This is a genomic window from Erwinia sp. HR93 (assembly GCF_034555055.1).
Classification (GTDB): Bacteria; Pseudomonadota; Gammaproteobacteria; order Enterobacterales; family Enterobacteriaceae; genus Apirhabdus; species Apirhabdus apintestini.
Genome location: NZ_JAXUDP010000001.1, coordinates 3,049,110 through 3,063,211 on the forward strand (window position 1 = coordinate 3,049,110; position 14,102 = coordinate 3,063,211).

The 14,102-nt window shown below is 49.4% G+C and carries 13 protein-coding genes; 9 read left to right on the forward strand and 4 right to left on the reverse strand.

All coding sequences use genetic code 11. The features are described 5' to 3' along the window. Positions 1-181 precede the first annotated feature (181 nt). A complete protein-coding gene (gene tpx, locus SFA31_RS14285) occupies positions 182-688 on the reverse strand; it encodes a thiol peroxidase (protein ID WP_322838580.1) in 507 nt (168 codons plus the stop codon). Between the two features lie 123 nt (positions 689-811). Here tpx and ycjG point away from each other — a divergent pair, with 123 nt between their 5' ends. Then, entirely contained in the window at positions 812-1,774 is a 963-nt protein-coding gene (ycjG, locus tag SFA31_RS14290) for an L-Ala-D/L-Glu epimerase (protein ID WP_322838581.1), read from the forward strand. A 358-nt stretch (positions 1,775-2,132) separates the two neighbouring features. After that, entirely contained in the window at positions 2,133-3,767 is a 1,635-nt protein-coding gene (locus SFA31_RS14295) for a peptide ABC transporter substrate-binding protein (protein WP_322838582.1), read from the forward strand. A 201-nt stretch (positions 3,768-3,968) separates the two neighbouring features. Here the strand turns inward: SFA31_RS14295 and SFA31_RS14300 are convergent, their stop codons facing one another. Further along, positions 3,969-4,415 (reverse strand): ECs1072 family phage-associated protein, encoded by a 447-nt coding sequence (locus tag SFA31_RS14300; RefSeq protein WP_322838583.1) that lies wholly within the window; start codon positions 4,413-4,415, stop codon positions 3,969-3,971. A gap of 519 nt (positions 4,416-4,934) precedes the next feature. On the opposite strand from SFA31_RS14300, the gene SFA31_RS14305 reads away from it, so the two are divergent. The 4 genes from SFA31_RS14305 to SFA31_RS14320 all read left to right on the forward strand — a co-directional run bounded on the left by SFA31_RS14305 (position 4,935) and on the right by SFA31_RS14320 (position 7,521). Next, on the forward strand, positions 4,935-5,183 hold the full coding sequence (locus SFA31_RS14305; RefSeq protein ID WP_322838584.1) for a GlsB/YeaQ/YmgE family stress response membrane protein: 249 nt from the start codon (positions 4,935-4,937) through the stop codon (positions 5,181-5,183). A 560-nt stretch (positions 5,184-5,743) separates the two neighbouring features. Further along, positions 5,744-6,010: a DksA/TraR family C4-type zinc finger protein gene (locus tag SFA31_RS14310; protein WP_322838585.1), complete on the forward strand. Its 267-nt coding sequence runs from the start codon at positions 5,744-5,746 to the stop codon at positions 6,008-6,010. 106 nt (positions 6,011-6,116) lie between these two features. Beyond that, positions 6,117-7,100 carry a zinc transporter ZntB gene (gene zntB / locus SFA31_RS14315; RefSeq protein WP_322838586.1) on the forward strand — a complete coding sequence of 328 codons (984 nt, stop codon included), beginning with the start codon at positions 6,117-6,119 and terminating at the stop codon, positions 7,098-7,100. 292 nt (positions 7,101-7,392) lie between these two features. After that, entirely contained in the window at positions 7,393-7,521 is a 129-nt protein-coding gene (locus SFA31_RS14320) for a hypothetical protein (protein ID WP_322838587.1), read from the forward strand. Positions 7,522-7,617: 96 nt separating this feature from the next. On the opposite strand, the gene ttcA is transcribed toward SFA31_RS14320, so the two are convergent. Next, entirely contained in the window at positions 7,618-8,556 is a 939-nt protein-coding gene (gene ttcA / locus SFA31_RS14325) for a tRNA 2-thiocytidine(32) synthetase TtcA (RefSeq protein WP_322838588.1), read from the reverse strand. 890 nt (positions 8,557-9,446) lie between these two features. Here ttcA and SFA31_RS14330 point away from each other — a divergent pair. Together SFA31_RS14330 and SFA31_RS14335 are read left to right on the forward strand one after the other, a co-directional pair. Next, the gene (locus SFA31_RS14330) at positions 9,447-10,175 is read left to right on the forward strand and encodes a CatB-related O-acetyltransferase (RefSeq protein ID WP_322838589.1); all 729 of its coding nucleotides are present in this window, start codon (positions 9,447-9,449) and stop codon (positions 10,173-10,175) included. Positions 10,176-10,465: 290 nt separating this feature from the next. Next, positions 10,466-10,651, forward strand: coding sequence for a hypothetical protein (locus tag SFA31_RS14335; protein WP_322838590.1), 186 nt, complete (start codon positions 10,466-10,468; stop codon positions 10,649-10,651). A 368-nt stretch (positions 10,652-11,019) separates the two neighbouring features. On the opposite strand, the gene SFA31_RS14340 is transcribed toward SFA31_RS14335, so the two are convergent. After that, positions 11,020-12,339 carry a serine hydrolase gene (locus SFA31_RS14340; protein WP_322838591.1) on the reverse strand — a complete coding sequence of 440 codons (1,320 nt, stop codon included), beginning with the start codon at positions 12,337-12,339 and terminating at the stop codon, positions 11,020-11,022. A 383-nt stretch (positions 12,340-12,722) separates the two neighbouring features. Here SFA31_RS14340 and SFA31_RS14345 point away from each other — a divergent pair, with 383 nt between their 5' ends. Beyond that, positions 12,723-14,042 (forward strand): APC family permease, encoded by a 1,320-nt coding sequence (locus SFA31_RS14345; RefSeq protein ID WP_322838592.1) that lies wholly within the window; start codon positions 12,723-12,725, stop codon positions 14,040-14,042. Positions 14,043-14,102 lie beyond the last annotated feature (60 nt).

Below are 14,102 nucleotides of genomic sequence, written 5' to 3' on the forward strand. Positions count from 1 at the left end.
TATTTTTATGTGAAATTGCTCATTATCGATAGATTATTAAAAGAAAACAATGAAGGTAATAATAATTTAATCAAGAGGCGGGTTTAAATAGCGAATGAAGAAAGTAGACTGGAGTATCAGTTAAATAAGACGTGGCGCTAAGTATTATTGGTGCGGCCTCAATGTGCCGCACGCATTTCGATTAGGCTTTTAACGCTGCCAGCGCACCGTCGTAATCCGGTTCGTGGGTGATTTCATCCACCAGTTGGCTGAATATCACGCGGTTATCTTCATCAAGAACCAAAACTGAGCGCGCAGCCAAACTTCTGAGCGCGCCGTCTTCAATAGCAACGCCATAATCATGCAGAAACTCTGGATTGCGCAGCGTAGAGAGCATAACCACGTTTTCAAGCCCCTCGGCACCGCAAAAACGCGCCTGCGCGAAGGGCAGGTCGGCGGAAATACACAGCACGACGGTGTTGTTCATCTGGGCCGCAAGTTGGTTAAATTTACGTACTGAAGTGGCGCATACGCCGGTATCGACGCTGGGGAAAATATTCAGGACCTTACGCTTGCCTGCAAATTGCGTCAGCGAAACGTCGGACAGATCGCTGGACACCAGGGTGAAGGGCTTTACGGTGCTGCCGGTTTGAGGAAAACTGCCGGCGACGGAGACAGGGTTGCCCTGGAAATGTACAGATTGAGCCATAATTATCTTCCTGTTTACACATGTTTAACGCGTTCATCAGTGTATTCCAACATTTAATCAATTAATACCAAAATGTGAAAACAATGATGTTTATACTCAGAAAAACGCAGTGGGGGAAGAGTAATGAGGCGTGTGCGTATTTTCCGGGAGACCTGGCCGCTGCGCAAGGCTGGTTTGGCGCCTGGCGAGGATGAACGTGAGGTAGATCTCGTGGTAATGGAGATTGAAGAAGACGGGATACTCGCCTGCGGCGAAGCGGCGCCGAACCGGCGCTTTGGAGAGAGCTGTGCATCGGTGATGGCGCAAATTGGCGTTATCTTACCCGATATCGAGAAAGGGCTGGCACGCGAGCGCCTGCAGCAAATATTGCCTCCAGGCGCGGCCCGTGCCGTAATTGATTGCGCGCTGTGGGATTTGGCGGCGCGTAAAAAAAATATGACGCTCGTTGAATACCTTGAATGTGAGCGTGGAGAGTACCCGCTGGCGAAGACGTTGTTACCTGACACTCCGTCTATCATGGCAGAACAGGCGGCGCGCTATTGGCAGGCGGGGCGGCGCGCGCTATGTGTCCAGCTCGATGAACGCCTGATTAGCGAAAGAATGGTTGCTATACGTGAAGCGGTGCCCGATGCCACGCTGCTGGTCGACGCACGGGAATCCTGGCGTGCGGAAGGGCTTGCCGCGCGCTGCCAGCTGCTGGCCGATCTCCACGTCGCATTATTAATTCAGCCGCTGGGGGCCTTCGATGACGCGGCGCTGGAGTGCTTTGTGCATCCTCTGCCAATATGCGCCGATGCCAGCTGCCACTCGCGCGGTAGCCTAAAGGCGCTGGAAGGACGCTACGAAGCCATTGATATTTCACTTGGCAAATGCGGTGGCCTGACGGAAGCGCTGGCGTTAGCCTACGCCGCGCGTGAACGGGAGTTGCGCATTAAAGTGAGTACGGGGCCCTGTACCTCGCGCTGCGCCGCTGCGTCGTTACCGCTGGCGCCCTGGGCCGATTATCTTGATATTGACGGGCCTGGCTGGCTTGAAGTAGATGTCGAGCCGCCGCTGTTATTTCCTTCGGGATTGGTTAGAGTATAAAACGCCTGAATACCGGCGCCAGTAAAGGCTTTTCCCGCTGGTGCCCGATATTTTTCAATGTGTACCTGTGTTGATGCCGGTGGCTTTCCATACAGTGAGAAAAAGTGCTAAAAGCAGGTGATTTGAACAGAAGATCCTGAATTCTGGCGCGTCGATAGCGCGCTTCCTGCGCATTACTCCCGCTGTCTTTCAACAAACAGGGTTACATTAACGGCTGAATATGATTAACGTCGTTTTTTATGAAGTATCCGGGATGACAAAAGCCGCCAGCCTTGATGCCATTAATTGATTTTACGGGCATTGTCTGTTGTTATTAGCGCTCTCTTTTCGCTGCGGCAATAAAGGCTTAAGGCGCGCTATGAAGCCATATATTCTCTCTTCCTGCGTTATAACATTAATTATTTTTTGGCAGCCTCTTAGCCTTGCGGCCGAGCTTCCCGCCGGGGTAGTTTTGGATGCGCGGCAGGATGTGGTTAGGCATTTAAAAGATGAACCCGTCTCCCTGGACCCGGCTAAGGCGGTAGGATTGCCGGAAATTCAGGTGATTCGCGATTTATTTGAAGGCCTGGTCAATGAAGATGCCCACGGAAAGCCTGCGCCGGGCGTTGCTGAAAGCTGGCATAGCAATAATTTCCGTATCTGGACTTTTAAACTGCGTAAAGATGCGCGCTGGTCGGATGGCTCTCCGGTGACAGCACAGGATTTCGTTTATAGCTGGCGCCGATTGGTTAATCCACAGACCGCCTCGCCGTTTGCATGGTTTGCTGCGCTGGCGGGCATTAAAAATGCTTTCGCGATCGCGAAAGGCAATATGGCGTTGGAAAGCCTGGGCGTTAGCGCGCTGGATAATACGACGCTACGCGTTCAGCTGGAACGGCCTGTACCCTGGTTTCCCTCTCTGGCAGCCAATGCGGCACTGTTTCCTGTGAGGGAATCGAACCTGGCGCGCTTTGGTCAAAGCTGGACAGCGCCGGGGCAGCTCGTCGGGAACGGCGCATTTGTATTGCGTGAACGCGTGGTAAATGAAAAGTTGGTCCTGACGCCCAATCGGCAGTATTGGGACAATGCAAAAACAGTCCTGCAGCGCGTCACTTTTGTGCCCGTGAACCAAGAGTCGGCGGCAACTAAACGCTACCTGGCAGGTGATATTGACATTACCGAGTCGTTTCCGAAAAACCTCTACCATAAGTTATTGAAAGAAATCCCCCGGCAGGTCCACACACCGCCTCAGTTGGGAACCTATTATTATGCATTTAATACCCAAAAGGGGCCAACTGCGGATGTGCGGGTACGCCAGGCATTAACCATGTCGATTGACCGGCGCATTGTTGCGCAAAAAGTCTTAGGTACCGGCGAAAAGCCAGCCTGGCATTTCACGCCCGATGTTACCGCGGGTTTTTCGCCAGAGCGTTCACCGCTGGAGACGACGCCGCAGGCTGAACTGAACGCGCAGGCAAAAACGTTACTCCAGGCCGCAGGATACGGACCGCAGCGCCCGCTTGAGTTATCACTGCTGTATAACACTTCTGAGAACCATCAAAAGATTGCGATTGCCGTAGCCTCAATGTGGAAGAAAAATCTAGGTGTTCGCGTAAAGCTTCGCAACCAGGAGTGGAAAACTTACCTCGATAGTCGTAATAGCGGCGATTTTGATGTGATACGCGCTTCCTGGGTTGGTGATTACAATGAGGCATCCAGCTTTTTATCCCTATTAACCTCCAGCCACAGCGGTAATATCGCGCGTTTTCATGATGATGCCTATGATGCTGCGCTGGCGAAAGCCGGTAGTGAAAGCCTGGATGCAGCGCGTAATCGGGCCTATAACATCGCCGAGAATATTTTACTCAGCCGGGCGCCAGTGGCACCTATTTATCAATATACTAACGCGAGACTCATCAAGCCCTGGGTTCGCGGATATCCTATTGATAACCCAGAAGATGTGGCCTATAGCAGAATGCTCTACGTGATCAAGCATGATGGGGGGCGGCGTTAGGCGTGGATGCCGTCAATTAAAGGCACCTTTAGCAAATAATGGCATTACTCAAACGCAGCGCTGGAATTAAGCGACTGACTGTTTTCTGGCCTGCGCGCCGTTATTCATGCTGAAATTATACAAGGTCAGGTGGCAGGCCGAACGCGCGGCATCCGTAATCGTTATTTAGATAAAGGATGCCGCACCAGAGTTAAATAACAATTAAGCGACAAGCGTTTTAAAAAAAGCGGCGTTTTCGCCCGGCGCCCAGTCTGCTTCTGAAAAATCATCCAGCGGGTAGCTACAGGCAGGCAGGCCCAGAGAATCTATGTACTGGAAGGCCTCAGGCGACATATGCTCTTTTGTAAGCTTATCAGCAATAACAAAAATACATTCATTAAATGACAGCGATTTAATCTCTGAAAGTATCCAGTTAGTTTTACTCAATATCATGTGGTGTAGGGCTTTTTCGTTCTCCAGTGGCACAAAGCGCGTAGCGTTTGTTTTACGGTATTCATGCAGCACGCATTCAAGTGTATAGATTTGCGCAATTCGGTGCCAGACCGCATAGGCCTGGTCGTCTTTATTATTCAGTGTATTTTCTGCAATTCTGTTATTTTTACACACCCGCAATTTTATAACCTGTAAAAGTCCTGAATAGTTATTCATATTCCCTCTTTTTTGCATGGTTAACGGCAAGCTTACGATAGCAGATGGCGTTAATTGTTGCCAGATATTCTCTAAGTCCAAACATTATTGAAAACGTAGCGTGTGATTCAGCGCAAATAACCGGTTTAGGTAAAAATATTCGGTAAAATCAATACCCGAAAAGTGGAAGAGTGAATAGAAAAAGGGAGTGAATCAGGCATTTTTAGAAATCATATATTCTGGAATTCGCTATTTTAGGAAAGCATAACGTGAGAGGCGGTAACACCTGGAATGCAAAAGCGAATAGTCGATTAACCTGTTGCTGGAGACCTAAATGTTAGGTTATTTTACTGGTAAATTATTCTTATATCCTATCTTATAGGTTATTTTGCATCCAAATAAGTGGAAAGTACTATCTGAGTGGCTTTAGCGGAGCATTAGCAATTGGCGTTCTGCGTATGCTGTGCTAACGTTCACATTAACGTAGTGAAAACTGCGTTTAACCCTGTTGATGTAAATGGAAAATGAAGTGAGGAAACAGTGGGTATTCTTTCCTGGATTATCTTTGGTTTAATTGCGGGTATTTTGGCTAAATGGATCATGCCTGGCAAAGACGGCGGTGGTTTTATCATGACCGTTGTGCTGGGAATTATCGGTGCGGTCGTCGGCGGCTGGATAAGCACGCTACTGGGCTTTGGTAAAGTGGATGGCTTTAATTTCGGAAGCTTTATTGTTGCCGTTATCGGCGCGCTGGTGGTCCTGGTCATCTATCGCAAAGTGCGTAGTTAATAATACTCTGCGTTTATTAAAAACCCGGTCTGTGCCGGGTTTTTTGTTTTCTGCACGCCTGTAATGACGTTTCTCCGCTAATATTTGCATTACGCGAGCAGTGCGCTAAAACCCTTCGCATGCCAGGGTATTCACTTATTTATTTGCTATACGCCCGTTTGTGAACTTACACCGTCACTATTTGGCACGCTCATTCACAGGTAATCACGCGGTTATGAAATTAGCTCATCATCCGTATAAATAAAGAAGAAATTAGTTATAAAAATAATAGGCTGAAGGGTTTGCGCCTGTAATTTTAGTTTGATGCAGTAACAGGCACACATGTGGCGTTGGTCAAGTGTCATCACTATAGTGCGGTTTACTCATAATATTACAATGATAATTCGCAGGCTAAATGAATGCTCAGTAGAGCGCCTTTTGGTTGTGATTTCTATTTTCCCCTCTCCCCTCTCTGCATACGCATATGTTTGCTGGTTCAGAAATATTCTTCAAAACAGGTTGAATAAGAAAGCAGCGCCCCCATAATAATATTGTTGATTTTATGTACAGGAGAAGATGCTATGGCTTCCGGCTGGGCCTCTGACGGGGCGGTGCATGACCAAATTGAGAGCACGGTTCAGGATGCGGTATCGCGCGCGCGGAGCGCTATTCCTAAAGGGGAAAGCCTCCTATATTGCGATGAATGCGGTGAAACTATCCCTGAAGCACGGCGCGTGGCGATACCGGGTGTACGGCTGTGCGTTAAATGTCAGGAGACGCTGGACAAACAGCAGGCCCGTTTTTCTGGCTATAACCGGCGTGGTTCTAAAGACAGTCAGTTGCGTTAAACTTTTCTCGCAAATCAACTCCTGCAATGAATATTGGTGTTAATAGTTGCTTAACCCACTGAGAAAGCTAGACTAATACCACGATTCTTAGCTGTAAGGGGGGACAGTGGATAATATCAGCGGAGAGCAGCTACGCGTGCCTGATGCCGTTTTTGCCTGGCGTCTGAACGGCGACGGCAGCGCCAGAGAGTTGGCTCAGGACGATGTCATTGATGCTGTACATCCCTGCTGGCTTCATCTGGATTACACGCAGCCTGAAAGCGCGGACTGGCTGGCCAGTACCCCGTTAATTCCTTCCGGTGCCCGTGATGCGCTGGCTGGAGAAAGTAATCGCCCACGTGTTTCCCGCCAGGGGGAAGGAACACTAATCACGCTACGCTGTATTAATGCCAGCACGAATGAGCGCCCTGAAAACCTGGTGGCGTTAAGGCTGTATATTGACGCACATCTGATTGTAACAACGCGCCGCCGCAAAGTGCTGGCGCTGGATGATGTGATAAACGATCTTAATGAAGGCTCGGGGCCAAAAACTAGCGGTAGCTGGCTGGTTGAAGTCTGCGATGCGTTAACCGATCGCGCCAGCGAGTTTATAGAAGGCCTGCATGACAAGATAATGGATCTTGAGGATGACCTTCTCGACCAGCAGGTACCGCCGCGCGGTGCGCTGGCATTAATTCGTAAACAACTTATTGTTATGCGTCGCTATATGGCTCCGCAGCGTGACGTTTACGCCAGGCTTGCCAGTGAACGGCTAGGCTGGATGGATGAAGATGAACGGCGGCGCATGCAGGATATTGCCGACAGGCTGGGGCGAGGGTTAGATGAAATCGATGCCTGCATTGCGCGCACCGGCGTAATGGCTGACGAAATCGCACAGATAACCCAGGAGTCGCTGGCTCGTCGCTCTTATATGATGTCCGTGATGGCAATGGTATTCCTGCCCAGCACATTGCTCACCGGTTTATTTGGCGTGAATTTGGGGGGGATCCCGGGCAGCGTGTGGCACTATGGCTTTGGGGTCTTCTGTATAGTGCTGGTTGCGCTCATGGTCGGTGTTATCTGGTGGTTACGGCGGGGTAAATGGCTGTAAAACTATAGGATTACCTGCCACTTTAGGGGTGGAAAATCGTGAAAAACTGATCGGGGTCAATAAGCCTGGCGGGGCTTCGCGGCAATATCCCAATGCAGGTGAATGCAACGTCAAGCGATGGACGTTGTGCTCCATATTGTCTTACTTCCTTTTTTTGAATTACTGCATAGCACAATTGATTCGTACGACGCCGGCTTTGTTTAAAAAGTCGGCTTTTTTTTGCCTCAATGACGTTCCAGCTCCTATGCTTAATACAGCTTAACTGATGATAATCGCGGGAGGAGCTATGTTAATGCAAATGAGTGACCCTATACCGACCGATCCGGTACCAATTCCAGAGCCTATCCCACATCCGCAGCCCATACCGGAACCACCGATAGATCCCGATCCTATTCTCGATCCGCCGCCGTATGCAAAATGAGGGAGAGACGCCTGCCGGCCGGCTGGCGTCTTTGAGAGCTATTTGCCCGAATGCTAAGCGGCGTTGCAGCCGTATTCATGGAGAAAGAGCGGGGGCTTATTTAATTTCGATTATATCCAGCCGCTGAACGTAGGCCGGTTCATCATCAGATTGCTCTTTGCGCCAGCCAACGGGTTGTGCAGGAATGTCTTCGCGATCAAAAGCCAGGTCACCGCCTTCGATAACGTCACTACCGTGGGTTATCTCTCTGAAATTAAAAAGATCGCCGTCGCACAAATGTGAGGGGACAATATTTTGCATTGCGCTAAACATTGTTTCTATGCGCCCGGGATAGCGCTTATCCCAGTCACGAAGCATTTCGCCAATGACCTGGCGCTGTAAATTTGGCTGAGATCCGCACAGGTTACAAGGAATGATGGGAAAAGCTTTTGCCGCGGCAAAGCGTTCGATATCTTTTTCCCGACAGTACGCCAGCGGGCGGATCACAATATGTTTGCCGTCGTCGCTCATCAGTTTTGGCGGCATCCCTTTCATTTTTCCGCCGTAAAACATGTTCAAAAACAGGGTCTGCAGAATATCATCCCGATGGTGGCCAAGGGCGATTTTAGTCGCACCCAATTCACTGGCGGTTCGATATAGAATTCCGCGTCGTAAACGCGAACATAAAGAGCAGGTCGTTTTTCCCTCTGGAATCTTTTCCTTAACGATTCCGTAGGTATTTTCTTCAACAATCTTATATTCAACGCCCAGTGCATTAAGGTACTCCGGTAGCACGTGCTCCGGAAAGCCCGGCTGCTTCTGATCCAGATTAACGGCGACCAGAGTAAAGTTGACCGGCGCGCTTTGTTGAAGATTACGCAAGATCTCCAGCATGGTATAACTGTCTTTCCCGCCAGAAAGGCAAACCATAATACGATCGCCTTCTTCTATCATGCCGAAATCGGCGATTGCTTCGCCGACGTTGCGACGTAGCCGCTTTTGCAGTTTATTGAGGTTATATTTTTCTTTTTGAGTACTGCTTTGATCTAATTGCATTTTACACTATCTCTGAAGCTGAAACTGGCATGTTGACAGGCGGTATGCCGACGCAATGGCGTTAGGTGTATTGAGCTTAACAGCCCGGCGCTTTTCTCGGGTATCATCTTTACCTTACAGACCCGCAAACGGTAATGCTGGCATCGATGGCCAGCGCGGACCATAAAAGGTGTGGCTAATAGGATGGCTCTGATGAGTGAATCATGCCGGCTATGGTACGGATTACGGCGCCGAATGCCAGCATGTTTTGCACTGGTTGATGTGCTTATACTTATGTCGGCGCATATTTTGCCGCAACGTGCGCATTTTTCTGGCCGTAGGACGATGCCGAAGCGAATACGCGCTAGTTTTGACTTTATAGGCTTTTAAATCCTGGCCCGAAGGGGATTGAATTTATACTGATATCCCACTGCGTGTTTGTCTATGTAGGCAACCAGTAATGGGATATGAGATTTAGCCAGCAGTTGAGATCTGCTGAAATAGTAGCAATGCCGCAAAAATCACCGTACGTTGAGTTTAAATCACTATATTGAACCTGTTCAGCCGCGCGCTGTCAGACTGGCAGATTAATATCGTAACGCAATCGTGAAATAAATTATCATGCATGTATTACAATTAATGCCTATAAGCTTGTTTCAAGGCCGTGATTTAACCCTGTATTATTAGCGACATTGAGTATCGTTAATACTGGCCATAGCGGCAAGTGGCTGTGGAATGCACTCAGTAATAATAATTTAATGCAACGAAAATCGATGCGATAAGACGAAGGTCTGATTCCATTAAATTGGCCAGGTAACTGCATTAGAGTAAAACATATTTTTGAGGTTGAGATGGTACCTTCCGGCAAAGAGTATATTTTTAGATGGAAAAAGAGCCACGACGAATTTCTTATGGACCATCATATCTGGCTTAGACACGGCGGACGGGTAAAAGGCGTTTACCGACCACGTAATAGATATATCTTCAGGCGTGGAGATAAAATAAGAATTAAAGGTGAAGTGTACGTTGAAGAGTACGCCCGAATGCCCGCCGGCAGCTTTTGCTCTGTCGGTGCTTTTTCACAGCCAGCCTGTTATTTGCCGAACGGAGTGAAGATAGGGCGTTATTGCAGTATCGCGGGCGGCGTAAAAGTGATGGGAGGGCAGCATCCTCTTGATCGCTTCACTACCAGCACGCTGACGTATCGCAATGATTTTACGCATATCGCCGCGATAATGGGGAAAGAATGGCAGATAAAACCCTACGCTACGTGCATTGGATATCCGGAAATAGGAAATGATGTCTGGATTGGGGATGATGCTGTATTAAAAGGAAATATTATCATTGGTGACGGAGCGGTAATTGCGGCTAACTCGGTTGTAACCAAAAATGTTCCTCCGTATTCCATCGTGGCAGGAGTTCCGGCAAAAGTCATAAAATACCGTTTTCCTCAGGACATTATTTCTGAACTTATAAGATTACAGTGGTGGAATTACCGATTTGTGGATTTACCTGATAATCAGCACTGTGACGATATCAGTTATTTTATTCGTAATTTATCGGATGATATCGAACGGGGTAATGTTTCCACCGCAAAATATATGACATTCAATATAGGAAAGAGCCTTAACGAACTTTAATTAAATGTGTAAATTATAATGCCTGACATCCGGGTATTACGCTGGCGCTAGCTGCCGTCGGTGGCGTCATGGCCTGAGAGCGGTCAGAAATATCTTCCTGTGCACGTGGAATTAGAACTTACTTGCATATAAACATCAATAAACAACCTACGTTTACAGTGACTAAAATCCCGTTTAGCCTTATGACACAAAGGATAACGCGGGAGCCAGACTCATTCTGGCACTGTAGGTGTCGTTAGAGCAGGCTGGGCTTGTTTATCCACTGTTTATTAAATGAAAGGGCGTACTCAATGGACAAAAAAAGCGTCATGATGCTGGTTCTTTTGCTGACGGCTTGCCACAGCCATTCCCCTCAGCAAAAGGCCATTAAACCGGCACGCAAGTGTGTAATTAATGTTCCTTATAACGGGCCGCCGCCGCCGGACGGAGATTGGAGCGAAATTAATAAACGCCGGCATAGGGTTATTGACTGTTAATTTTCAAAGCAGGTACACGCGTACTATATAAATAAAATAGGATTTATATCTGGTGCGATGAATACGCTAAGTCTCGCACGCTGGCAAATAACAATATAAAACGGGCAGCGAAGCTAGCCGGAGCAGCGGTAGATTTCACCGTCGACAGTAAAAATCCGCCGCCATAGAAGGCGTTATTGTTTTGATGCCCCAGAGGGGCATACCAAATTCCTTAAAAAAAGTCTCTGCCAGACTTATGAGATTTAAAGCCCAAAACAACAGGGCAGAGCCAGAACCTGTTGATGACCACGCCCACAGGACGTGGTTTTCAGTTGGCAATAAAAAAGGCCTGGAGCGAGCTCCAGGCCTGGGCCAATGCTGATAACGTATTATTTTTTCAGCGTATTGGCGATCGCATTAAACATCAACGCTGATTCCAGCGGCTGTGCGCTGAAAGAAGGTTCTGCTTTTGGCCAGGTAGACCACTGCACGATAACCAGTTTCTCTTTCGGGTTAACGACAATCATCTGGCCGTAAATCCCAAGCGCCCACATCGTATCTTTGCTTTCCATTCCGTGCTGAGGACCAACGTCTTTGGCGGCGTTAGCCGGCACGCTGTTGTTCCACCATTCATAGCCGTAGCTACCATCCGGGTGCGCAGCGGTGACTGATTTATCGGCGGTATTCCAGGTACGGGCATCCTGTACCCAGTTATCCGGCAGAACTTGGGTGCCGTCTGGCAGCACGCCGTTGTTCATAATGAACAGACCGAATTTACCCCAGTCTTCAAGCGTAGCGTTGAAACCGTGCGCGCCGACATCGTGTTTACCTTTCTCATAGCTGTGCCATACGCCATCGTGCATCATGCCGTAAGGTTGCCAGATTTTTTCTTGCAGATTTTGCGCCAGGGATTTTCCGGTCGCCTTCTCTAGCGTATCGCCCAACAGCCAGGCGCCGCCGGAAGAATAGGACCATGCTTCGCCAGGCTTAGCGTAGGCCTTGCGCGCCGGGTCTTTAATCAGCTTATTTACGCAATCGTAGGTGTCGTCGTTGGCTTCACACTGAGTCAACTGCGCAAAGTCGGACTTCGGATTAGTATAATCCTCATTCCATTCAACGCCGGAAGTATGCTGGAGGAGCTGGCGTACGGTAACGTGTTCCCAGGCCGTACCGCGGACGTCCGGGTTATATTTCACAATCTCGTCATCCAGCGACGCGATTGTACCTTCTTTTAACGCCGCGCCAACCAGCGTTGAAACTACCGATTTCCCGACTGAACGTGATGTCCACAGCGTGGTTTTGGTATTACCGCTGCCGTAATAATCCCACGCGACCTTACCGTCTTTAATAACCATCATCCCGGTTACGCTATTACGCTTGATATAATCGTTGAGGTTATATTTGTGGCCGTGGAAGTTATAGGTGGCGCTATCCAGACTACGTTTTTGTACCGGGATCGGTGTACCTTTACCGGCTTTAAATACATCGCCTTCATAAGAGCGATAATCGCTGCGAAAACCGATAACGCGCTGCTGTTGATTCCAGGTCAGCATATCTTTCACATCGGGGAGCTGTTTATCCAATGGCGCAGGGCAGGTTGATAGCTCGGGTACCGGGCATTCCGTGGCGCTGGTTTGTGCGGCACCAGCCTGCAACGTAACGCCCAGACATAAGGCGAGAAGACACATTTCTGTTTTCAGTTTACGCATAACGTTTCCCTTGTTCATGTGTGAATTGGTGACTGAAATATTTCGGTCAAGCCGGATAAAAGAAGACTGTAAATCAAAACGGCTGAAACGCTGCGACAGCGAGCGGGGGGATTCCCCCCACTTGTTTAAAATTGCTGCAAACTGTTAGCCTCGGTGCGGCAAAGCCTAATGAAGATTCTCGGGAAAGCGCGTGGAATAAGGCTTTTCTGCCCATTTTTCCGCCTCGCATCGCATTTAGATAAAAATTGACAAAAGATGCTTTCCCGATTTTATCGGCTTTGATAGCGTGAAGTTGCTGGCGGGAAACCATACTGAATGCCAGCAATGATTGCTGTTCAAAATAAAACTGGAGCAGCGCTTTAAAACGAACGGCGGAACACACAATGGCACTGGCTCGTTCTTTACGTATGCGTGATTTAGTCATTCTTGGGTTGCTTTTCATCGGGCCGGCAGCGCCGGTTGGGCTGTTTGGTACACTCGATGCGCAAAGCGGCGGGGTGGTGCCGCTGGTCTATTTGATTGCCACAATCGTGATGGGGTTTACGGCCTGGTCTTATGCGCTTATGTCGCGTGTGGTTCCAAGCGCCGGGGCGGTCTATGCCTATGCGCGCGTCGGAATTGGTGCGTCTGCCGGGTTTATTGCGGGCTGGGTTATTTTGCTCGACTATCTTTTTATTCCCGCTGTAGCTTACTTATTTAGCGGGATTTCGCTTAATGCGCTCATACCGGCTATTCCGATATGGGGCTGGACGCTGGCTGCAGTGATTATCACAACGGCGTTAAATCTGACCGGCTTGCAAAAAACGCGGCGCATTACAATGACGGTTCTTGTCGTGGAGGTCATTGTACTTGCCCTGGTGTTGCTCGGTGGACTGTTGGTTATCTGGCATCAGGGTATTCAGCGGCCGCTCTGGTCCCCTTTCACCGGCGATGGTGGCCTCAGCCAGGCTGCGGTGTTCGGCGGCGTATCTGTAGCCGTGCTTTCTTATCTGGGCTTTGACGCCATTTCAACTTTCGCGGAAGAAAATCAGGGCGGTAAGGATAAACCCGGTAAGGCTACGCTGTGGTGCCTGATACTGGCTGGCGGATTGTTTATTGCCCAAACGTGGCTGGGTGCGTTACTTAGTACCTGGGACAGCGAGACACTGAGGCTGCAGCCGGAATTACAGGGAAAGGCCTTCTATGTCATGGTCAGCGACGCTATCGCGCCCTGGCTTGGTGAGGCGCTGGCGGGAATTAAAGCGATTGGCGCTGCGTTTTCAGCCATGATAGGCCAGGCCGCAGCCGGGCGTTTATTATTCAGTATGTCACGAGAAGGAACATTGCCCGCCCGCTTAAGTCAGATTCAGGGCCGTAGCGGCCTCCCGGCTGCGGCGGTGTTGGCGGCCGCGTGTGTGAACGCCTTACTGGCGGTGTTTGCCGCCTTACTGAGCGATGGCCTGTCACTGCTCGTGTCTTTCGTTGATGTAGGTGCCATTTGCGGATTTATATTGTTGCACGCTGCGGTGATTGGCTATTTTTTAGTGAAACAGCGTCGGCGGGATAGTGCTGCCCTCGTTGCCTGCGGCGCAATGCCGGTTATCGGTATTTTGGTACTACTGCCGGTGCTACTTCATATGCATCTGACGGCGCTGGCGGCGGGCGGCATTTGGCTGGCTATCGGGCTGCTGCTTCTGTATCGCCGTAAAACGGCAGACAGGTAGTCGTAAAACATATCGATGCTGCGCCTGAAGGGAGAGTTGCAAGCACCTGCGCTTTGGCGT